Source organism: Streptomyces sp. TE5632 (assembly GCF_054061295.1).
In genome coordinates, this window is sequence record NZ_JBSSEA010000003.1 from 81994 (window position 1) to 101523 (window position 19530).

Annotated in this window: 18 protein-coding genes and 5 tRNA genes; 8 read left to right on the top strand and 15 right to left on the bottom strand. The window is 73.0% G+C overall.

All coding sequences use genetic code 11. From position 1 onward, the window contains the following. Window positions 1-180 precede the first annotated feature (180 nt). Window positions 181-741, top strand: a complete 561-nt coding sequence (locus ACVW19_RS05390) for a CGNR zinc finger domain-containing protein (protein WP_457457099.1) — start codon at window positions 181-183, stop codon at window positions 739-741. A gap of 148 nt (window positions 742-889) precedes the next feature. On the opposite strand, the gene ACVW19_RS05395 is transcribed toward ACVW19_RS05390, so the two are convergent. Beyond that, window positions 890-1042 carry a hypothetical protein gene (locus ACVW19_RS05395; protein ID WP_181383571.1) on the bottom strand — a complete coding sequence of 51 codons (153 nt, stop codon included), beginning with the start codon at window positions 1040-1042 and terminating at the stop codon, window positions 890-892. A gap of 207 nt (window positions 1043-1249) precedes the next feature. Then, on the bottom strand, window positions 1250-1699 hold the full coding sequence (locus tag ACVW19_RS05400; protein WP_457457101.1) for a hypothetical protein: 450 nt from the start codon (window positions 1697-1699) through the stop codon (window positions 1250-1252). A gap of 239 nt (window positions 1700-1938) precedes the next feature. Between ACVW19_RS05400 and ACVW19_RS05405 the strand changes: the two genes are divergently transcribed. Beyond that, window positions 1939-2457, top strand: a complete 519-nt coding sequence (locus tag ACVW19_RS05405) for a DsbA family protein (protein WP_457457103.1) — start codon at window positions 1939-1941, stop codon at window positions 2455-2457. A 57-nt stretch (window positions 2458-2514) separates the two neighbouring features. On the opposite strand, the gene ACVW19_RS05410 is transcribed toward ACVW19_RS05405, so the two are convergent. The 3 genes from ACVW19_RS05410 to ACVW19_RS05420 are packed head-to-tail and all read right to left on the bottom strand — an operon-like array spanning window position 2515 to window position 5268. Next, window positions 2515-3345, bottom strand: coding sequence for a GNAT family N-acetyltransferase (locus ACVW19_RS05410; RefSeq protein ID WP_457457105.1), 831 nt, complete (start codon window positions 3343-3345; stop codon window positions 2515-2517). A 52-nt stretch (window positions 3346-3397) separates the two neighbouring features. Beyond that, entirely contained in the window at window positions 3398-4219 is an 822-nt protein-coding gene (locus ACVW19_RS05415; protein WP_457457107.1) for an aminotransferase class IV, read from the bottom strand. A 2-nt stretch (window positions 4220-4221) separates the two neighbouring features. After that, on the bottom strand, window positions 4222-5268 hold the full coding sequence (locus ACVW19_RS05420) for a chorismate-binding protein (protein WP_457457109.1): 1047 nt from the start codon (window positions 5266-5268) through the stop codon (window positions 4222-4224). 155 nt (window positions 5269-5423) lie between these two features. On the opposite strand from ACVW19_RS05420, the gene ACVW19_RS05425 reads away from it, so the two are divergent. The 5 genes from ACVW19_RS05425 to ACVW19_RS05445 all read left to right on the top strand — a co-directional run bounded on the left by ACVW19_RS05425 (window position 5424) and on the right by ACVW19_RS05445 (window position 5888). Further along, a tRNA-Gly gene (locus ACVW19_RS05425) sits at window positions 5424-5496 on the top strand. A 36-nt stretch (window positions 5497-5532) separates the two neighbouring features. Further along, window positions 5533-5606 (top strand) — tRNA-Cys (locus ACVW19_RS05430). Between the two features lies 1 nt (window position 5607). Further along, window positions 5608-5679: transfer RNA gene (locus ACVW19_RS05435), tRNA-Val, on the top strand. A gap of 19 nt (window positions 5680-5698) precedes the next feature. Beyond that, window positions 5699-5770 (top strand) — tRNA-Val (locus ACVW19_RS05440). A 43-nt stretch (window positions 5771-5813) separates the two neighbouring features. Then, a tRNA-Val gene (locus tag ACVW19_RS05445) sits at window positions 5814-5888 on the top strand. A gap of 55 nt (window positions 5889-5943) precedes the next feature. Here the strand turns inward: ACVW19_RS05445 and ACVW19_RS05450 are convergent. From ACVW19_RS05450 to ACVW19_RS05465, 4 genes are all read right to left on the bottom strand, one after another. Beyond that, window positions 5944-6216 carry a TFIIB-type zinc ribbon-containing protein gene (locus tag ACVW19_RS05450; RefSeq protein ID WP_457457111.1) on the bottom strand — a complete coding sequence of 91 codons (273 nt, stop codon included), beginning with the start codon at window positions 6214-6216 and terminating at the stop codon, window positions 5944-5946. 79 nt (window positions 6217-6295) lie between these two features. Beyond that, the gene (locus ACVW19_RS05455) at window positions 6296-7228 is read right to left on the bottom strand and encodes a phosphotransferase family protein (protein ID WP_457457113.1); all 933 of its coding nucleotides are present in this window, start codon (window positions 7226-7228) and stop codon (window positions 6296-6298) included. A gap of 271 nt (window positions 7229-7499) precedes the next feature. Then, a complete protein-coding gene (locus ACVW19_RS05460) occupies window positions 7500-7709 on the bottom strand; it encodes a hypothetical protein (protein WP_457457115.1) in 210 nt (69 codons plus the stop codon). Window positions 7710-7995: 286 nt separating this feature from the next. Beyond that, complete coding sequence (locus tag ACVW19_RS05465) at window positions 7996-8226, bottom strand: hypothetical protein (protein ID WP_109379505.1); 231 nt, start codon at window positions 8224-8226, stop codon at window positions 7996-7998. A gap of 196 nt (window positions 8227-8422) precedes the next feature. Between ACVW19_RS05465 and ACVW19_RS05470 the strand changes: the two genes are divergently transcribed. Then, window positions 8423-9814, top strand: coding sequence for a protein kinase domain-containing protein (locus tag ACVW19_RS05470; RefSeq protein ID WP_457457117.1), 1392 nt, complete (start codon window positions 8423-8425; stop codon window positions 9812-9814). Window positions 9815-9870: 56 nt separating this feature from the next. Here ACVW19_RS05470 and ACVW19_RS05475 read toward each other — a convergent pair whose 3' ends face one another. The 6 genes from ACVW19_RS05475 to ACVW19_RS05500 all read right to left on the bottom strand — a co-directional run bounded on the left by ACVW19_RS05475 (window position 9871) and on the right by ACVW19_RS05500 (window position 19432). Continuing rightward, window positions 9871-10689 (bottom strand): TrmH family RNA methyltransferase, encoded by an 819-nt coding sequence (locus ACVW19_RS05475; protein WP_457457119.1) that lies wholly within the window; start codon window positions 10687-10689, stop codon window positions 9871-9873. Window positions 10690-10778: 89 nt separating this feature from the next. Then, the gene (gene cobA / locus ACVW19_RS05480) at window positions 10779-12038 is read right to left on the bottom strand and encodes a uroporphyrinogen-III C-methyltransferase (RefSeq protein WP_457457120.1); all 1260 of its coding nucleotides are present in this window, start codon (window positions 12036-12038) and stop codon (window positions 10779-10781) included. A 151-nt stretch (window positions 12039-12189) separates the two neighbouring features. Continuing rightward, window positions 12190-16038, bottom strand: a complete 3849-nt coding sequence (gene cobT / locus ACVW19_RS05485) for a nicotinate-nucleotide--dimethylbenzimidazole phosphoribosyltransferase (RefSeq protein WP_457457122.1) — start codon at window positions 16036-16038, stop codon at window positions 12190-12192. Between the two features lie 381 nt (window positions 16039-16419). Next, entirely contained in the window at window positions 16420-17631 is a 1212-nt protein-coding gene (gene cbiE, locus ACVW19_RS05490; protein ID WP_457457124.1) for a precorrin-6y C5,15-methyltransferase (decarboxylating) subunit CbiE, read from the bottom strand. Between the two features lie 157 nt (window positions 17632-17788). Then, window positions 17789-18430 (bottom strand): GNAT family N-acetyltransferase, encoded by a 642-nt coding sequence (locus ACVW19_RS05495; protein WP_457457126.1) that lies wholly within the window; start codon window positions 18428-18430, stop codon window positions 17789-17791. Window positions 18431-18604: 174 nt separating this feature from the next. After that, window positions 18605-19432, bottom strand: coding sequence for a MetQ/NlpA family ABC transporter substrate-binding protein (locus ACVW19_RS05500; protein ID WP_457457128.1), 828 nt, complete (start codon window positions 19430-19432; stop codon window positions 18605-18607). Window positions 19433-19530: the final 98 nt, after the last annotated feature.

Genomic DNA, 19530 nt, shown 5'->3' on the forward strand with positions numbered 1-19530 from the left:
GGCGCCGTTGTGTTGCGCCCGCGGTCCCGGCCGAGCAGGTGATCTGAAGCCCCGGCCGGCTTTCCCGTGTTGCATTTCGAAGCCATGTGCGGGCCGGACAGCGGTCGGGGGTCGCGGGAGCCACTACCATCGGCCAGCATCGGCGGGCGCCCGCCCGACCCTCAGGCCAGGGAGCGAATCGTGCTGATCACCCACGACACCCGGTGCGCGCTGGACACCGTGGTGGATCTGGTGAACACCGCACCGGAGGACGACTCGGTACCGGACGGACTTCCGGACATCGCGGCGCTCGAGAGCTTCGTGCACTCGCACCAGGTCAGTGAGGTCGGGGTGCTCACGGAGTTCGACCTGTCGGCGGTGCGCAGGCTCCGCGGACGGTTCGCGGCGGTCTTCGCCGCTCCCGACGCCCACACCGCCGCCAAACTGATCAACGAACTGGTCGCGGCCGCGGGCACCACGCCCCGGCTCACGAACCACGACGGCTACGACTGGCATGTGCACTACTTCGCCCCCGGCGCCTCGATCACCGACCACCTGGCCGCGGACTGCGGAATGGCGCTGGCCTTCTTCGTGGTCGCCGGTGAGCAGGAGCGGCTGCGGCGCTGCGAGGCCCCGGACTGCCGGCACGCCTTCGTCGATCTTTCCCGCAACCGTTCGCGCCGCTACTGCGACAGCCGCACCTGCGGCAACCGCCTGCACGTCGCCGCGTACCGCGCGCGGCGCAAGGAGGCGGCTGGCTGATCGCCGGGCTCCCCGGGCCGGGCGTACGGCGTGCCCGGGCATCCGGGCGGGCCTGATGGGCCCGGCAGGCCCGGCGTGGGGACGGGAAGGAAATCGATGCCGTGCCGACGCGGTCCCGACGGGTGGCGCCGGGTACCGCGGGTACGGCTCACAGCCACAGCAGGTCGTGCAGGGCAGCCGTGAGCAGCAGACACCCGATCACCGCAAGGAAGATCATCAGCGGTGGCTGGGAAAGGGCGAAGAGGCATCCGCGCGGCTCTTCCTGCGGCGGCGCGGCCTCGCTCTGTGTCGTGTCCAGCATCTCGCGGCGATCATGACGCATCGGAAGCGCCCGACGCGATCACCACTCAGGGTGTGAACGCGAGTTCACCGATTCCGTGGCCTACGGCCCGAATCGCGATCGTTTACGGGCACTCCGGGACTGACTGTGACGTTTCAGTCGTTTCTCCGACTCAGCCCCCGCGTCGCACCCGTCACCTGCGGAGCGGCACTTTCATGTGCGGCACCTTCATATGCCGTGCTTCTTGAGGATCGCCTCGATGTCGCTGAAGTCGTCGTCGCCCCCGGCCGCGGGCCGGGACGCCGGGCGGGAGCCCTGGCCCAGTGAGGGCGCCGAGGCCTTCGGGGCCACCGCCCCGGGCTGGGCGGCCGCCTCGGCCGAGCGGCGCTCCTTGCGTCCCTTCCGCTCCTCGCGTGTGCCGCCGCGACGGCGCTCCACCGCTCGTGTGGTCATGAACAGCACCCAGGCCAGGCCCAGCAGCCCGAAGCCGGCCCAGGCCGTGGGGCTGAAGGCGGTGTCGGCCAGCCACTCGACGACGCCGGTCATCACCAGGCCGATGGGAACGAGAGAGTAGGCGGCGATGCGGGTCGCGGCGAGGAAGCGCTTGCGCCACGCCGTGACCAGCGCGATGCCCAGGCCGGCCGCGGAGACGGCGGCACAGACGGTCTCGGCAATCATCCGGTCCTCCAGGCAGGGTCGGTTCGGTGGCGACGGGCACGTGACAACCAGCACTTCGTTTCCTTCCATCCTGCACCTTCCGGACCCCGTCGGGCCATGCTCCGATCGCAGATCAGGGACATCTCCGGGTCGGCTCCTCCCCAGGTGCCGGTGCGCCGCACTCCCTCGTCGGACCCGGTACGGACGATCGTCCGAGGTCCGATTGGGTGCTGTGGGACGGGGCTGGGAGACTGTCGGCCATGAGTGACTCCTCCCCCGACCGCGTCGCCGCCCCCGTTCTCGACGTGTGGTGCGAGCTGCAGTGCCCGGACTGCCGCGGCGCCCTCGACGATCTCCGCGCCCTGCGTGCCCGCTACGGCGACCGTCTGGAGGTACGGCTGCGGCATTTCCCGCTGGAGAAGCACAAGCACGCCTTCGCCGCCGCGCAGGCCGTCGAGGAGGCGGTCGAGCAGGGGCGGGGCTGGGAGTACGTCGAGGCCGTGCTGGGGCGGGTCGAGGAGCTGGCCCGTGGGGGAGAGCCCTTCCTGGTCCAGGTCGCCCGGGAACTCGGGCTGGATGCCGAGGAGTTCGACACCGCGCTGATCGACGGCCGGCACATCCTGATCGTGGACGCGGACCAGGCCGAGGGCAAGGCGATCGGGGTGACCGGCACTCCGACCTATGTCATCGGTGGCGAGCGCCTCGACGGCGGCAAGAGCCAGGAGGGCCTGCGCGAGCGCATCGAGGAGATCACGGACCGGCTGCTGGCCGAGCAGTAGGGGTGGACCTGGGCCGCTCGGCCTCCCCGAGCCGGCCCCACCTGCCACGTGGCCCCGTCACAGCAGGTGCTTGTACATCGCGTACCGCGTCGTCCGGTAGCCGAGTGACGCGTAGAGCCGCTCCGCCGGGGTGTTGCCCGTGAAGACGTTGAGCCCGATGGCCCGTTTCCCGGCGGCGACCGCCTGGGCCTCGGCGAGCCGCATGAGGGAGCGTCCGTGCCCCCGGCCGCGGTGCGCGGCGCCGGCCTCGACGTCGAACACGAACGCACGCTCCCCGCGCACCGCGAGCCACAGTGTGCCCACGGCTGTGCCCCGGTGTTCGAGGACGCTGAGGAGCATGCCCTCGGTCCTGAGTCCGTCGGGCAGCAGGGCGGCACGGTCCCCGGCCGCCTTGGCCCGCGCCTCGGCCTCCGGCACGCCGCGCTCGGCCCAGCTCTGCGCGTAGTCCGCCTCGCTCTTGGCGGACCACGGGCCGTACTCGGCATCGGTCATCGGCCGTGCGTGGCTGCCCTCCGGCAGGGCGGGCGGGGCGTCGCCCAGCACCTTTTCCATGGCGTAGTTGCGTACGACGTAGCCGAGCGCCGTGGCGAGGCGGAAGGCGGCGTCAGCACCGGGGTCAGCGGGGACGCTCGCCTCGATGCGGCGGCAGCCCCAGCTCCGCGCGATCTCCTCGGCGGCGAGCGCGGCCACCGTGCCCCGGCCGCGTCTGCGGTCCGGCTCCTCGATCCGCAGGCTCATGATCCGGGCCACGGCGTCACCGAGGACGGGCACGGTGCCGAGTCGTACGCGTCCGACGGGACGGCTGTTCACGCACACCTGGTAGCGGCGGGAACGCGTGCCGTCGGGATTCTCCTGGAGCGGCTCGGCCGGCCGCAGGGTCGTGGTCATCACCGGTGTTCTACCCACTGCGGCCCGTCGGGTCAGCCGAATTTCCGCGCGCTCACGGATCGAGGTCGGCCGTGGCGTGCTCGTCGAAGATCCGCATGGCCTTGGCGGTCACCGGGCCCGGCGCGCCCGGCAGTTCACGGTCGTCGACACGGTGCACGGCCTGCACGTCCCGCAAGGTGGAGGTGAGGAAGATCTCGTCGGCCCGCTGGAGGACGTCCATCGGCAGATCGGTCTCGGCGGCGCCGGTCCACTGGATGACCAGCGCCCGGGTGATGCCAGCGAGGCAGCCGGAGGCGACCGGCGGGGTGTGGATCTCGCCGTCCAGGACCACGAAGACGTTCGAGCCCGTGCCCTCGCAGAGCCGGCCGACCGTGTTGCCGAACAGCGCCTCGGAGGCACCCTGTTCACGGGCGCGGGCGAGGGCGACCACGTTCTCGGCGTAGGAGGTGGTCTTCAGGCCGGTGAGCGCGCCGCGTTCGTTGCGGGTCCAGGGGACGGTGATCACGGCGGTGGAGTCGGGACGGCGGGTGGTGTCGCCCAGGGCGACGAGGAGCGTCGGACCGTGTTCGCCGCGGTCGGAGCCGAGGGGGCCGTGGCCGCCGGTGTAGGTGATGCGCAGCCGGCCGAGCGGCATCGGGTTGGCCTCGAGGACGGCCGCGCAGGCGTGGCGGACCTCGTCGGCGTCGGGTTCGGGCAGGCCGAGGCCGCGGGCCGAGCGGGCCAGCCGGTCCAGATGCCGGGTCAGCGCGAACGGTCTGCCGTTCACGGCCTTCACCGTCTCGAAGATGCCGTCGCCCACGGTCAGTCCGTGGTCGAAGGCGGAGACGCGGGCGGACTCGGTGTCCTGCAGCCCGCCGTCGAGCCAGATCTTCACCTCTAGGTCCCTTCACTCACCTCGTGCCTGCCCGACGCTACCGCGAGCAGCCGGGACGCCTTCAGTTCGGTCTCCCGCCACTCCCTCTCCGGGTCCGATCCCCAGGTGATGCCGGCGCCGGTGCCGAACCGGAGCACGGCGGCGCCGTCCGCCCGCCGGTCGATCCAGAAGGTGCGGATGCCCACCGCCAGCCCGGCGGTGCCCCGGTCGGCGTCGACCCAGCCGATGCCGCCGCAGTACGGGCCGCGGGGCGCCCGTTCCAGGGCGCCGATGATCCGCAGGGCGCTCGACTTGGGCGCGCCGGTGACGGAGCCGGGCGGGAACGCGGCGGCGAACAGGTCGGGCCAGCCGGCCCCGGGCCGCAGTTCGCCCCGCACCGTGGACACGAGGTGCACCAGCCCCGGATGCTTCTCGACGGCGCACAGGTCGGGCACCGTGACGCTGCCGGTGGCGCAGACCTGTCCGAGGTCGTTGCGGACGAGGTCCACGATCATCACGTTCTCGGCATGGTCCTTGTCCAGGAGGTCGGCCTCGGTGCGCCCGGTGCCCTTGATCGGCCCGGACTCGACGGTCCGCCCCGCGCGGCTCAGGAAGAGCTCGGGCGACGCGGTGGCGATCTCCACACCGTGTCCGGGCAGGCGGATCGTTCCCGCGTACGGGGCCGGGTTGCCGCGTGCCAGCAGGGCGGTGAGGGCGTCCACGTCGGCGTCGGCCGGGACGGGTGCGGAGAGCACCCGGCAGAGGTTGGCCTGGTACACCTCGCCGGCGGCTATGTGCTCGCGGATGCGCCGGACGCCGGCCACGTACGCCTCGTGGTCGAGGGAGGATGCCCAGTCGCCGACGGCGGGCCCCTGCCAGCCGCCGGGCACGGGCGCGGGCACCGGCTGCTCGCGGACGTCCCGGAACCGTGCGCAGGTCAGACGGCCCTCGAAGTCCGCGCAGACGGCCCAGAAGCCACGGGAGTCCAGTGCCTCGGGGTCGTCGGTGACGTCGAGGAGTCCGGTGGCCACGCGGCTGCCGAAACGGGCGAGGGGCGGGAGATCGAGCACGTCGTCGAGTCTATGGCGGGGGACGCCGAGGTGACCTGGCCGTGTCCGTGGGCGGGCGCAGCGCAGCACGCTGCACAAACGGGTTTTTGTACTGGCCCCGGAATCCGCTAGAGTTCACCACGTCGCCGGGACGCGGAAGCGGACCGGACCGACAGGCGGACGTAGCTCAGTTGGTAGAGCGCAACCTTGCCAAGGTTGAGGTCGCGAGTTCGAACCTCGTCGTCCGCTCGAAGGAACGGGGGCCTCCCGGGCCCCCACGCTCCTGGTGGAGTGGCCGAGAGGCGAGGCAACGGCCTGCAAAGCCGTCTACACGGGTTCAAATCCCGTCTCCACCTCCATGGACGATTAGCTCAGCGGGAGAGCGCTTCCCTGACACGGAAGAGGTCACTGGTTCAATCCCAGTATCGTCCACTGGATCTTCGGATCCTCCGCGCGATTAGCTCAGCGGGAGAGCGCTTCCCTGACACGGAAGAGGTCACTGGTTCAATCCCAGTATCGCGCACGCACCGTCCGCGATCCGCTCCTCGGAGCGATCGTGGTCCCGAGGACGATTAGCTCAGCGGGAGAGCGCTTCCCTGACACGGAAGAGGTCACTGGTTCAATCCCAGTATCGTCCACCACCCCGGAACCCCCGGCCGTTCAGCGGCCGGGGGTTCCGTCGTCCTCGGGGTGCGATCAGGACGAGAACAGCATACGGCCGAAGCCCTTGTTCCGGTGGTGGCCGTAGTGGTGACCGCCGTGCGGGGCGCCCCAAGCGGGCTGCGGCGCCGCCGGGTACGCCTGCGGGGCGGCGGGCGGCGCGGGCTGGGACCACTGGGCCTCCAGCCGGGTCAGCGACTCGAGTTCGCCGTAGTCGAGAAAGATGCCTCGGCAGCCGCTGCACTGCTCGATCTGGACACCGTTGCGGTTGTAGGTGTGCATCGGCGCACGACACTTCGGACACTGCATGTTCGGTCAACTCCTCGCCGGTCGGCCCTGCTTCGTGTTTCGCCAGGACAGACTCCGTCCGGGTGTGGTCGGTTGCACCCTACTTCGTCGACTTGCGCGTCGACTGGCCCGGGATCGCGGCCATTCGCCGACAGGCGTCGACCACGGCACGGTCCAGCTCGTCCAGGTCCCGCCCCTCCGCCACGGCCTTGGTGACCGTTCGCGCGGCGGTCTGCACGGTGAGGGCGCGGGCCGGGACGTCCAGGGCGGTCCAGGGGTCGTCCCCCGGACCGAACGCGGTTCCGCCCGCGGTCCGGTAGGCGTCGAGGAACCGGGTCCATTCCTCCCCCCGCAGCAGCCCGCAGGCGAACCAGGCCGCGGGGCGTGCGAGGTCCCAGGCCGGGGTGCCCGCGCCCAGATCGTCGATGTCTATCAGTCGCCAGGGCCCCTCGGCCAGGCGTACCAGCTGGCCCAGGTGGAGATCGCCGTGGCACAGGGCGGCCGGCTGCGGCATGGGGGCCTCGGCGCGCGCCCAGGCGGGCAGGGCCGCCCAGGCCCGCAGCACGGGAGCCGCGGCCGGGTGATCGCCGACGGCGCGGAGCCCGGCGACGGCACGGGCCGCCTTGAGGGGGCCGCGCATGTCCGGCGCCGACTCGGGCACGGGTGCGCGGTGCAGCAGGGCGAGCAGGGTGCCGACGGCCTCCCAGGGGGCGGCGTCGGGGTCGTCCGGGTCGACCGGGCTGCCGTACGGCCAGAAGGTCACGAGGCGTCCGTGCAGGTCGACCGGTGCCGGTCCGAGCGAGGGCAGGAACACGTCCGGGAGCCCGGCGGAAATGGTGAGGCGCCGGGCCAGTTCGCCGGCGTCGGTGTCCGGGGCGTGGGCCTTCGCGACGGTGTCCGCGTGCCGGACGACGGTGCCGTCCGGGCGGTCGGCCAGGGTGCCGGCCGCCCCGCAGGGGCAGGTGGGGGCGCGGCTGTGGGCGACGCCTTCGGCCCGGGCGGTGAGGTCGGGAAGAAGGGTGGTGACTGTCACGGGACTCCCAGGGTGCGGCCTGGGGAGAGCGTACGCGGGGCCATGACCGGCGTCGGCCCCGGTGGCGCGGGCGAGACACCGCTCACCGCGATGACGCGGTGCCGAGGGTTCTCTGCGGCCTGATCCGTCGGACGGGTCCGGGCACGGAAAAGTGCCGGCGCAGCTCCCCAGCTGCGCCGGCATTTGTGCCGTCCGCCGCACCCCCGTCCCCACGGGGTTTCATGGGTGGATGTCCCCGCCCGGACCGCTCTTCCGGGCCTGGGGTCGCCGCTCAGCGCCCCAGCATCTCGCCCACGGACGACGCCTGTGTGGCCACCGTCTCCCACCCGTCGAAGACGAGGAGGAGCAGGACCGCCAGGGGGAGAGCCATGAGCGTCGCCACCACGGGGTGGCGACGGCCCTCGCGGCGCGGGCGGAACGCGGCGATGCCCGCCTGCTGTACCCGCGTGCGGACGAGTGTCCGCGGTGCCGTGTGGGCCATGACCCATCTCCTGACCGTTTCTGTTGTCATGCTGCCTCAGGTGCTTTTGTGCGCCTTGGGCAGCGGCGGGCGTCCGACCTCGGGGGACGAGTACCGCACCCGCCGCTCGACCTCAAATCTAGGGGTCCGGCGCCGCCCGGACGTCATGCCCTCGTACCGATTACCGGGCCTCCCGGAGGATGAGCCATGCCCTGCGGCGTACTCCCCTGGGTGGAGACCGGCTCCTCCATGTCAGGGACATCCCCGAGGGGGCGGCCGCTCCGGGCCGCCCCGCCCGTCCCCTCGCCTACTCGGAGTCGTCCGCCCTCGGCACCGGCTGCTCGACCAGCGCGAGCACGCGGTTCGCCATGAAACGGGCGGTCCGCACCACCGAGCCCGTACGCGTGACTTCACTCACTTCCACCACGCCCCGGCGCACCGCTGTCTCCACCCTGCGGCCCGCCCTGCTCGCCACCACCTCGTACGTCCGCGTCGTGTCCCCCGCGTCCACGACTATCTCCACACGATCACCCTTCACTTGATCAATCCCCCTTCGGTGTCAAGTGGTTGGGATCATGCTCGGGCGCGGGCCCGGCATGCTCGCGCCTTCCCCGACCACTCTTCGATTTTCCCACCCACCACTGACAATCCGTCGTCGCGAGAGGGCGCGGCCTCTGCGCAAGGGCGCCCGGGGAAACGTAAGCTGAGGCACGTCACAGGACCGGGCAGCGGGGATGAACATGGCGATGATGCGCCTGAGGCGCGAGGACCCGCGCGTCGTCGGCTCTTTCAGGCTTCACCGACGGCTCGGTGCGGGCGGTATGGGTGTCGTCTACCTGGGCTCCGACAAGAAGGGGCAGCGGGTGGCGCTGAAGGTCATCCGGCCCGATCTGGCGGAGGACCAGGAGTTCCGTTCGCGGTTCGCCCGCGAGGTCTCCGCCGCGCGCCGGATCCGCGGCGGGTGCACGGCCCGCCTGGTGGCCGCCGACCTGGACGCGGACCGGCCGTGGTTCGCCACGCAGTACGTGCCCGGCCCGTCGCTGCACGACCGGGTCGCCGATGAGGGGCCGCTCGGCGCGGCCGAGGTCGCCGCGGTCGGCGCGGCCCTGTCGGAGGGGCTGGTCGCCGTCCACGAGGCCGGGGTGGTGCACCGGGACCTGAAGCCGTCCAACATCCTGCTGTCCCCGAAGGGACCGCGGATCATCGACTTCGGCATCGCCTGGGCCACCGGCGCCTCGACGCTCACCCACGTCGGTACGGCGGTCGGCTCCCCCGGCTTCCTCGCCCCGGAACAGGTGCGCGGCGCGGCCGTCACTCCGGCCACGGACGTGTTCTCGCTGGGTGCCACGCTCGCGTACGCGTCGATGGGCGACTCGCCCTTCGGGCAGGGCAGTTCCGAGGTGATGCTGTACCGCGTCGTGCACGAGGAGGCTCACCTGCACGATGTCCCGGACGCGTTGGCGCCGCTCGTCCGCGCCTGTCTGGCGAAGGACCCCGAGGAGCGGCCCAGCACCCTCCAGTTGTCGCTGCGGCTCAAGGAGATCGCCGCGCGGGAGAGCCAGGGATTCGCCGACGTACGTCCGCCCGCACCCCGTGGCGCGGAGCCGGAGCGGATGACCGGGCGACAGTCCGGCACCTATCCGGACCGCGTGCAGCGTCGGGCCCCGGGTCAGCAGGGCGCGTCCGGAGGCCGGGCCACTCCCCCGCCGTCCGGGGCGTCCGCCGGACGCGGTGCCGCTCCGGCCGGGAGCGGGCCGTCGCCGCGGCGCGGCGACCGGCGGGTGCCCGCGGCGCGCGGGGGCGGCGCGTCACGCGGGGGCGCCTCGCGCGGTGGTACGCCGTCCCGGTCCGGCCCACGGTCCACGTCGGGGTCGCGGAACCCGAGCCGGTCGAGCACCGGCTCCCGTCGTCCCGGGCCCCGGACGGCGGGTGGCGGGCTGCGGCCGGCCAATCCGCGGCTGCTCCGGCAGCGGCTGTTCGTGTTCGTCGTGGTGACGCTGGTCGTCGCGGTCGGCATCGCCCTGGTCCAGGGCTGCCAGGGCCCGGCACACGGACTCGGTGACGACGGCAACGGCGGCGGCAACGGCGTGCGGGCCCAGCAGCAGGAGTGGGGGCGGAGCGGCTAGGGCCGTCCGGCTGATCCGGGCGCAGATCGGCATCCGCCTGACAGGTCCTGCACCCCTCACGGGGCCGGTCGGCCCGTCGCCACCGCGTAGAAGGCGACCGCGGCCGCGGCGCCCACGTTGAGGGAGTCGACGCCGTGGGACATCGGGATGCGGACCCGTTCGTCGGCCGCGACCAGGGCCTGGGTGGACAGCCCGTCGCCCTCCGCGCCCAGCATGAGGGCGACCCGGTCCATCCGGTGCGGGGCGGCCTCGTCGAGGCTTCGGGCCTTCTCGTCGGGTGTCAGGGCGAGGAGTGTGAAGCCCGCCTCGCGGACCGTTTCCAGGCCCTTGGGCCAGTTGTCCAGCCGGGCGTACGGCACGGAGAAGACCGCGCCCATGGAGACCTTGACGCTGCGGCGGTAGAGCGGGTCGGCGCAGTCCGGGGAGAGCAGGACGGCGTCCATGCCGAGGGCCGCCGCCGAGCGGAAGATGGCCCCGATGTTGGTGTGGTCGTTGACCGATTCCATGATCACCACCCGGCGGGTGGTGCGGAGGAGTTCGGCCGCCGTGGGCAGTGGCTTGCGCTGCATGGAGGCGAGCGCGCCGCGGTGCACGTGGTAGCCGGTGACCTGTTCGGCGAGTTTTGGGCTCACGGCGTAGACCGGCGCGGGGAGTTCGTCGATGACGTCACGCATGACGTCGACCCACTTGGCCGAGAGCAGCATGGAGCGCATCTCGTAGCCCGCGTCCTTGGCGCGCCTGATGACCTTCTCGCCCTCGGCGATGAACAGGCCCTCGGCGGGTTCGCGGGTGCGGCGCAACTCCACGTCGGTCAGGCCCGTGTAGTCGTGCAGGCGCGGGTCGTCGGGGTCCTCAAGGGTGATGAGATCGGCCACAGGGGTGATACTGCCTTGTCCTGGATGGGGTGCCAACGGCCGGGACCGGCCGTGTTACCGAGGGTTACTTCCGGAGGGGTCGCCCGGGGTCACCGCGAGGCCCGCGAAGGCTTCGGAACCTGCGCGGACGGGGGGCCGACGTTCACGACCTCCCCGATGACGATCACCGCCGGCGGTCTGACCTCCTCGGCGCGGACGGTCTCGGCGACCGTGGCGAGGGTGGCGTCGACGCGGCGCTGCGCGGCCGTGGTGCCCTCCTGGACCAGGGCGACCGGGGTGTCCGGGGACCTGCCGTGCGCCACGAGGGTCTCGGCGATCCGGCCGATCTTGTCGACCCCCATGAGGACCACCAGGGTGCCGGTCAGCTTCGCCAGGGACGGCCAGTCGGCCAGGGAACGCTCGTCGTCGGGCGCGACATGGCCGCTGACCACGGTGAACTCATGGGCCACACCGCGGTGGGTGACCGGAATCCCGGCAGCGCCCGGCACCGAGATGGAGCTGGAGATGCCGGGGACGACCGTGCACGGGATGCCCGCCTCGGCGAGCGCCTGAAGCTCCTCCATGCCGCGGCCGAAGACATACGGGTCGCCGCCCTTGAGCCGGACCACCGACTTGCCCTGCCTGGCGTGTTCGATCAGCGCGTTGTTGATGGCCTCCTGCGCCATGAACCGGCCGTACGGGATCTTCGCCGCGTCGATCACCTCGACGTGCGGCGGGAGTTCGGCCAGCAGGTCGCGCGGGCCGAGCCGGTCGGCGATGACGACGTCCGCCTCGGCGAGCAGCCGGCGGCCGCGCACGGTGATCAGGTCCGGGTCGCCGGGACCGCCGCCGACCAGGGCGACGCCCGGGGTGCGGGTGCGGTGGTGCGGGGCGACGAGGGTGCCGTCGCGCAGGCCCTCGACCACGGCGTCGCGGATGGCGGCGGTGCGGCGGGGGTCGCGGCCCTTGGCGTCCGTGGTGAGGACGGCGACGGTGACGCCCTCGCTGTGCCCGGTGGCCGGGGTCCAGGCGGTGGCCCGGTCCGCGTCGTCGGAACGGACGCACCAGACGCGGTGGCGTTCCGCCTCGGCGGAGGCCCTGGTGTTGGCCTCGTCGTCGCCGGTGGCGATCAGGGCGTACCAGGCGTCCGCGAGGTCGCCCTCGGTGTACCGGCGCCGCTGCCAGGTGATCTCGCCGGCGTCCGCCATCGCCTCCACCGACGGCGTCGCCTCGGGGGAGACCAGAAGGATGTCGCCGCCGGCCGCGATGAGGGCGGGCAGGCGGCGCTGGGCGACCTGGCCACCGCCGAGCACGACCACTCGGCGGCCGGTGAGGCGGAGGCCCACGGGGTAGGCGGGGTGTTCGGCCATGAGGTGCGGCTCCTCGTACGGGCGGCGTGCGCGGGCGCTACGGCACTGGAGCGGCCCTGACGTGCGGTGTGCGGATGGGGACTTCAGCGTACGGCGGGGGCGGGGCGACGACGGAGTACCGGCCGCCGCCCCGCCCCTTGCCGGGTGCCTGCTACTTCTCGGTGACGCCCGCCGAGTCGAACGTCGCCACCTCGTGCATGGCACGCGCCGTGCTCTGCACCATCGGCAGGGCGAGCAACGCACCTGTGCCCTCGCCGAGGCGCAGGTCGAGGTCGACCAGCGGGCGCAGCCCCAGCTTGTTGAGGGCGGCCACATGGCCGGGCTCGGCGCTGCGGTGTCCGGCGATGCAGGCGGCCAGCACCTCGGGGGCGATGGCACGGGCCACCAGGGCCGCGGCCCCGGCGCTGACGCCGTCCAGGATCACCGGCGTACGCAGCGACGCGCCGCCGAGGAGCAGGCCGACCATGGCCGCGTGCTCGAAGCCGCCGACGGCGGCGAGGACGCCGAGGGGGTCGGCCGGATCCGGCTGGTGCAGTTCGAGGGCACGGCGCACGACCTCGGTCTTGCGGGCCAGGGTCTCGTCGTTGATGCCGGTGCCCCGGCCGGTGACCTCCGCCGGGTCCGCGCCGGTGAAGACCGAGATCAGGGCGGCGGACGCGGTGGTGTTGGCGATGCCCATCTCACCGGTGAGCAGGGCCTTGTTGCCGGCCGCGACCAGGTCGCGGGCGGTCTCGATACCCACCTCGACGGCCTGCTTGGCCTCCTCGCGGGTCATCGCGGGGCCGGTGGTCATGTCGGAGGTTCCGGCCCGGACCTTGCGCGGCAGCAGCCCGGGGGTGGCCGGAAGGTCGGAGGCCACACCCACGTCGACGACGCAGACCTCGGCACCCACCTGGGTGGCGAAGGCGTTGCAGACCGCTCCCCCACCGAGGAAGTTGGCCACCATCTGGGCGGTGACCTCCTGCGGCCACGGGGTGACGCCCTGGGCGTGCACGCCGTGGTCGCCCGCGAAGACCGCGACGGCCGCGGGCTCCGGGACGGGCGGCGGGCACTGGCGGGACAGCCCGGCCAGCTGGGCGGAGATGATCTCCAGCATGCCGAGCGCGCCGGCCGGCTTGGTCATGCGCTTCTGCCGCTCCCACGCCTCGCCGAGCGCCTTGGCGTCCAGCGGACGGATCTGCGCGACGGTCTCCGCGAGCAGGTCGTGCGGGTCCTCTCCGGGCAGTGCGCGCCTGCCGTACGTCTCCTCGTGCACGACCCAGGACAGCGGGCGGCGCTTGGACCAGCCCGCCTGCATCAGCTCGGGTTCGTCCGGGAACTCGTCGACGTAGCCCACGCAGAGGTAGGCGACGACCTCGAGGTGCTCGGGCAGGCCCAGCGCGCGGACCATCTCGCGCTCGTCGAAGAAGCTGACCCAGCCGACCCCGAGCCCCTCGGCGCGCGCGGCGAGCCACAGGTTCTCGACGGCCAGCGCGGAGGAGTAGGGCGCCATCCGGGGCTGGGTGTGGCGGCCCAGGGTGTGCCGGCCGCCGCGGGTCGGGTCGGCGGTGACGACGATGTTCACCGGGGTGTCGAGGATGGCCTCGATCTTCAGTTCCTTGAACTGCTTCGCCCGGCCCTTGGGCAGGGACTTGGCGTAGGCCTCGCGCTGACGCGTGGCCAGTTCGTGCATGCCGCGCCGGGTCTCGGCGGAACGGATGACGACGAAGTCCCAGGGCTGCGAGTGGCCCACGGAAGGCGCCGTGTGGGCGGCCTCCAGAACACGGAGCAGGACCTCGTGCGGGATGGGGTCGTCACGGAAGCCGTTACGGATGTCCCGGCGCTCCCGCATGACCTTCAGCACGGCCTCGCGCTCGGCGGCGTCGTAGCCGGGGGCGGGGGGACCGGCGGGACCGGCGGGCGGTGCGGCGTCGGGCACTCCGGCGCCCTGGGTGTCCAGGTCGTCCGGGTTCTGGGCCGGCTCGTTCTGCGCGGGTTCGTTCTGCGCGGGTTCGTTCTGGGCCGGCTCGTTCTGGGCCGGCTCGTTCTGGGCCGGCGTGGTGGGCACCGCGTCGGTGTCGGCGGCGCCGGCCGGGCGGGGTGCGGGCAGCGGGGCGGCGGCTTCCGCCGCGGGCTGTTCCCCGGTGGGGAGGATCAGGGGCTGCGGCGGCGTCGGCGCGAGGTGCGGGGCGGTCGGAACGCTCCCCTCCACGGAGACGAACTCCCCCAGCGTCTGCTCCGGCTGGGCCTCCGGGAGAACAGTGCCGTCGGGGGCCGCCACGGGTCCGGCGGAAGGGGTCGCGTCCGGCGCGGGGGCCTCGGCGCCCGAGGGGGCCGAGGCCCCGGGAAGCGGCGCCCACGCCTCCTGGACGGGCGGGGCGAAGGGGGCGGTCGGAGCCTGGGGCTGGGTCTGGGCCTGCTGCGGTCCCTGGACCGGGGGCACGACCGGGTGGTGCCCGCTGTTCAGGCTCTCGGCGGCCGGCTCGGCCTCCGTCCGCCGGAGAAGCGGTTCGGCTGCCGCGACGGGAGTGGGCGCCGTGTCAGGGGCGGGTGCGGCGGGCTCGGGGGCTTCGGCCGTCTCCACCGGGCCGGGAGCGGGCACGGACACGGGAATCGGCTGCTCCGTCTCCGTTGCGGAGACGTGCTCGGGGACCGGAACGCTGTCAGCTGCGGCCAGGGGTACGGAGGCTGATGCCTCGTCGTCCCCGACAGCGGTCGCGGCAGGGGCGGCCACGTGCGGGTCGGTCAGGTCGGCGACCGGGCCGTGGGGCTCGTGGGCCCCGGTGTCCGCCTCGTCGGTCGCTGCGGGGACGGCGGCGTCACCGGTCGTCGTCCCCGCCTCGGGGGCAGCGGCATCCGCTGCGCCCGCGTCGGGTCGGTCGGCGTCGGGGGTGACGCTCTCCGGCGTCCGAGCGGCCACGGACTCCTGGTCCGAGGCTCCCGGCACCACGGCGACAACGGGGGTGGAGGCCTCCTGCCCCGCGGCATCGGCCCCGGTGGCCCCGGCGTCGGCCGGCGCGGCGGCCTGCCCGTCGGCAGCCGGTGCCGGAACGGTCCCGGCGCCCTGGCCGGCCTCCGGAGCGACGGGAGGTACGGCGTCCGCGGCAGGGCCCGTGCCGGACCCGTTCGCATCGGCCGCCGTCGGTGCGGACGCCCTCTCAGCGCCCTCAGCGCCCACAGCGCCCACAGCATCCTTGGAGCCCTGCGTCCCCTGGCCGGAACCGGTGTCCGTGCCGGAGGCCACCGCGTCGCCCTGCCATGCCTCCGCGGTTGCTGCCGCCACTGGCGCGGGGGTCTCCGCCGCCGCAGGTGTCGCCGGTGCCTGCGCCGTCGCCGCCGTCGGCCCAACGTCCTGCGGGGCGACCTGCGCCCCGGCGGTGCCGCCCGCCTCCGTCGAGACGCGGGCGACGAGCGCCTGGGCGGCGCCCCCCGGCCGCGGCGACGGAGCAACCGTTTCCGCCTGGGCCGTCACACCCGCGCCCACCGGCGCCGGGGCGCCCCAGGGCTCCGCCGTCTGCGGGGCCGCCTCCCGGGGCCGCGGCACGTCGAGGTACTCCGGGCCGACGGTCGGCGGGCCGACCTGGCGCACCGGCACGTCGGCCGGGCCGCGGTCGGCGAGCGAGCGGACCGGGCCGGTGGTGGCGCTGGGGATGGGCGGGCCGAGGTGCAGCGGACGGCGTGGCGCCGCCGGCGCCTCCGGCTCACGCGTGAACGCGCGGCCGGGTGCCTGCGCCCGCTCCGGTTCGGGGAGGCGGACACCGCCGAGGTCGACCGAGCCGGTGTCCCGGCCGGCCGTCTCGTGCGGTCCCGGCTCGTGCACGGTCTCGACGACCGGCTCGGGCGCGGGTGGGGCGACCTCGTTGCCCCAGGCGCCCTGGGCACCGGGCAGCAGCAGCTCTTCGTCTTCGGCGGAACTCTCGGAGAGGTAGGTGTACGGGTCGGGCGCGGGAACGCCCGGCTGCTCCACCATGCCTGCGTTCTCCGGCAGTCCCTCGCCCGGGACCTGGCCGGTGTCGGTCATGCGTACCCCTCGCCCATCGGTTAGTGCTCCTACGACCAGCTCACCCGGAACGGCGCACCGACCGCCCCACACTGAAGAACGAGCGTGCGTCCCCAGCGGCACGAACGGCCTGCCGAGAAAAGGCGACAAAGCCATTCACTGGCATTGTCGCTGCCGTACTGCCGTCGCGTCAGCTTGATCGGCGACGGTTCCGCTGTGGACTGCGCCACGTTGCGCGTCCTTGGGTTCTGCCGTACCACACACACCGCGAAACGGGCGTGTTTTCGGGACATCGGCCGACGAATCGGCGAGCGTCCGAGTTGCGGTACAACGATCGGCCAGCCTACCGCGAGCGGTACGACAACCCGATCACGGGGACGGCATCGGAACCGGGTGACGCGATCAGGGGGTGCGCGCGGGCAGTACGCCGCTGAGCAGGAACGCGACGCTCCGCTCCGTCTCCGTCCAGACCCTGGTGTCGAGTTCGACGGACTGCAGGAGGGCGCACTCGACGGCGTAGCCGTGTTCCGTCAGTTCCCGGCCGATGCGTTCGGCCGCGTCGCGGGTGGCGGCGTGCGTGACGATGCGCTGCGGGCGGCGGTCGGCGACCGCCGTGACCACGGCCACTCCCCCGCCGCCGACCCGGACGACGTCCGGTTCGGGGAGGTCCTCCAGGACGTGCGGGGCGGTGCCGTGCACGATCTGGAGCTGGACGCCGTACCGGCGGGCGGTGGACTCGGTGCGCGCGCAGGCCCGCGGGTCGCTGTCGACGGCGATGACCGCGGCGCCGGCCCGTGCCGCCTCGGTGGCGAAGGCACCGCTGCCGCAGCCGATGTCCCACACGAGGTCGCCCAGCCGCGGTCCGAGCCGGGCGAGTTGGGAGACGCGCAGCGGCTCCCGCTCGCCCTCTCCGAGTTCACCGCCGTAGGCCTCGGCCGGCAGCGACCAGCCGCGCGGGCCGGCGGCGGGGTCGCGTCCGGCGATCCAGCCGCCGGACTCGCCGGCGGCGGCCGGACCACCGATCACGATGACGACGTTGGGGTCGCGCCAGGTGTGGTCGGCGGCCTTGTCCGAGGTGACGACGCTGACCTGTTCGCGAGCGGTGCCGAGTTCCTCACAGATGACGAAGGTGCGGTGGATGCCCTCCATGAGCAGGCCCAGTTCGGCTGGGCCTGCGCCGGGAGAGGTGAGAACCGCTACTTTGGTGTGGGCTCGGCATACGTTCACCGCGCGTCGCAGGGTTCGGGGGTGTGCGACGACCACCTGTGCGTCGTCCCAGGGCATTCCTGCCCTGGCGAAGGCGGCGGCGACCGGGGAGACGGCGGGGACGACCTCGACCTCCAGGCCGAACTCGGGTGCGCGCAGGGTCCGCACGACGCCGAAGAAGCCGGGGTCGCCGTCGGCGAGGACCACCGCCGTGCCGCGGTGACCGGCGACCCGGCGGGCGGCCAGGGCGGCACTGCCGAGCCGGACGCGCTCGGCGCCCGCGGGTACCTCGGGGAGTTCCAGATGGTGCGGGGCGCCTGCCACCAGGGTGGCGGCGCCCAGTGCGGCGCGGGCCGCTGCGGTCAGCGGCGAACCGTCCCAGCCGATCACCGTGACCCGGTCGGCCATCGTCGTCAGTCTCCTGGGTTGTGCGCGGGTCGTCTGGGGGGGGTGTGCGCGGGTCCGTCGTCGGCCGCTCCGCCCGCGGACGGGCGGGCTTGGTGAGAGTACCTGGTACGGCCATGCAGTGGGTGGACGGTACCGCCGGCCGCGGGTTCGCGGAGGGTCAGCTCCAGTCGGTGAGGGTGGTGAACTCGCCGGTGTCGGCCAGGGGTCCGGACGCGCCCTCGAGGTCCTCCGGCAGCAGGCTCCAGACGATGAAGTCGGTGCGTACGTCCGTCCAGCCGCCTTCCTCGGTGCGGACGTGGGCTATGCAGGCGTTGCGCAGGACGCCCTCACTGATGCAGCCGATCTTCTGGGCGACCTGTTGCGAGGCGGTGTTGTCGGCGGCGGTGCGCAGCTCGACGCGTTCCAGCTTCTGGTCGTCGAAGAGCCACTGGGCGGTGGCGAGCGCGGCCTCGGAGGCGTATCCCTCGCCCCGTGCCCAGGGGGCGACGATGTACGACAGTTCGGTGGACCGGATGTGCCAGTCGGTGCCGGTGAGCCGGATGACGCCGACCAGGCGCTGGGTGAGGAACTCGGTGACGGCGAGGTCGAGCCCGCGTCCGGCCATCCGTTCGGCGGGGGCCTCCTCGGTGATCCAGCTGCGGACGGCCTGTTCGGTGAAGGGCCGGGGAACGTCGGTCCAGGCGGCGACCTGTTCGTCGTTCATCATCTCGGCCAGGGCGGGGACGTCGTCCTCGTCGAGGGGACGCAGCACCAACCGCTCCGTGCTGATGGAGATGTTGGGGAAGGTGCTGCTCGTCATGCGCCGCTCCGTAACCTTCGAGACCTTCGAAACCGTCGGGTCCTGCTGAACTGCCCAGCATGCAGCATGAAAGCACCGAACCGCACCACGGGGGCCACTCCGTGTACCGGAGTGGCCCCCGTGGGTGCCGGACGGGTCGTGCGCGTGGTGCTCGGGGTGCGCGTGTCCCTCGGATCAGAAGGCGGCGACGACCGAGCCGGCGTACTTGTCGTCGATGAACTTCTTGACCTCGTCGGAGGTGAGGAGCTCGGCGAGCTTCTTCACGCGCGGGTCGTCCTCGTTGCCCTCCTTGACGGCAAGGAAGTTGGCGTTCGGGTTGCCCTCGGCGGACTCGAGGACGAGAGCGTCCTCGGCCGGCTTGAGGTCGGCCCCGATGGCGTAGTTGCCGTTGACGACCGCGGCGTCGACGTCGGCCAGGGCGCGCGGCGTCTGGGCCGCCTCCAGCTCCTTGAACTTGAGCTTCTTCGGGTTCTCGGTGATGTCCGAAGGGGTCGCCTCGAAGCCGACGCCGTCCTTGAGCGTGATGATCTTGTTGGCGGCGAGCAGCTGCAGCGCGCGTCCCTCGTTGATGGTGTCGTTGGGGATGGCGATGGTCGCACCGCTCTTGAGCTCGTCGGCCTTCTTGACCTTCTCGGAGTAGAGGCCGAGCGGCTCCAGGTGCACGTCGCCGGCGGGCACGATGTGCGTGCCGTTCTTCTTGTTGAAGTCGTCGAGGTACGCCTGGGTCTGGAAGTAGTTGGCGTCCACCGAGCCGTCCTCCGTGGAGGTGTTCGGCGTGACGTAGTCGGTGACCTCCTTGACCTCCAGGTCGAGCCCGGCCTTCTCGGCCAGGTTGTCCTTGACGAAGTTGAGGATCTCGGCGTGCGGCACGGGGCTCGCGGCGACGGTCAGCGTGCCGGAGGCGTCGGACCCGGATTCCTTCTCCGAGCCGCAGGCGGTGAGGCCGAGGCTGAGGGCTCCGGCGGCGAGGACAGCGGTGGTGATCTTGATGGTGTTACGCACGAAAAGTGCCTTTCCTTCAGGGTGGTGCGGCCCCGACTCGGGTTGGTGCGGGGCCTTCGGGGAAGTGGGGATCAGGGGGCCGGGAGACCGAGGGCGGG

What these genes read in the sequence shown, in the direction of transcription:
- ACVW19_RS05395 (WP_181383571.1), bottom strand. Translation starts at nt 1,042, where the DNA reads ATGCTGGACACGACACAGAGCGAGGCCGCGCCGCCGCAGGAAGAGCCG.
- ACVW19_RS05400 (WP_457457101.1), bottom strand. Translation starts at nt 1,699, where the DNA reads ATGATTGCCGAGACCGTCTGTGCCGCCGTCTCCGCGGCCGGCCTGGGC.
- ACVW19_RS05405 (WP_457457103.1), top strand. Translation starts at nt 1,939, where the DNA reads ATGAGTGACTCCTCCCCCGACCGCGTCGCCGCCCCCGTTCTCGACGTG.
- ACVW19_RS05410 (WP_457457105.1), bottom strand. Translation starts at nt 3,345, where the DNA reads ATGACCACGACCCTGCGGCCGGCCGAGCCGCTCCAGGAGAATCCCGAC.
- ACVW19_RS05450 (WP_457457111.1), bottom strand. Translation starts at nt 6,216, where the DNA reads ATGCAGTGTCCGAAGTGTCGTGCGCCGATGCACACCTACAACCGCAAC.
- ACVW19_RS05460 (WP_457457115.1), bottom strand. Translation starts at nt 7,709, where the DNA reads ATGGCCCACACGGCACCGCGGACACTCGTCCGCACGCGGGTACAGCAG.
- ACVW19_RS05470 (WP_457457117.1), top strand. Translation starts at nt 8,423, where the DNA reads ATGAACATGGCGATGATGCGCCTGAGGCGCGAGGACCCGCGCGTCGTC.
- cobA (WP_457457120.1), bottom strand. Translation starts at nt 12,038, where the DNA reads ATGGCCGAACACCCCGCCTACCCCGTGGGCCTCCGCCTCACCGGCCGC.
- cobT (WP_457457122.1), bottom strand. Translation starts at nt 16,038, where the DNA reads ATGACCGACACCGGCCAGGTCCCGGGCGAGGGACTGCCGGAGAACGCA.
- cbiE (WP_457457124.1), bottom strand. Translation starts at nt 17,631, where the DNA reads ATGGCCGACCGGGTCACGGTGATCGGCTGGGACGGTTCGCCGCTGACC.
- ACVW19_RS05495 (WP_457457126.1), bottom strand. Translation starts at nt 18,430, where the DNA reads ATGACGAGCAGCACCTTCCCCAACATCTCCATCAGCACGGAGCGGTTG.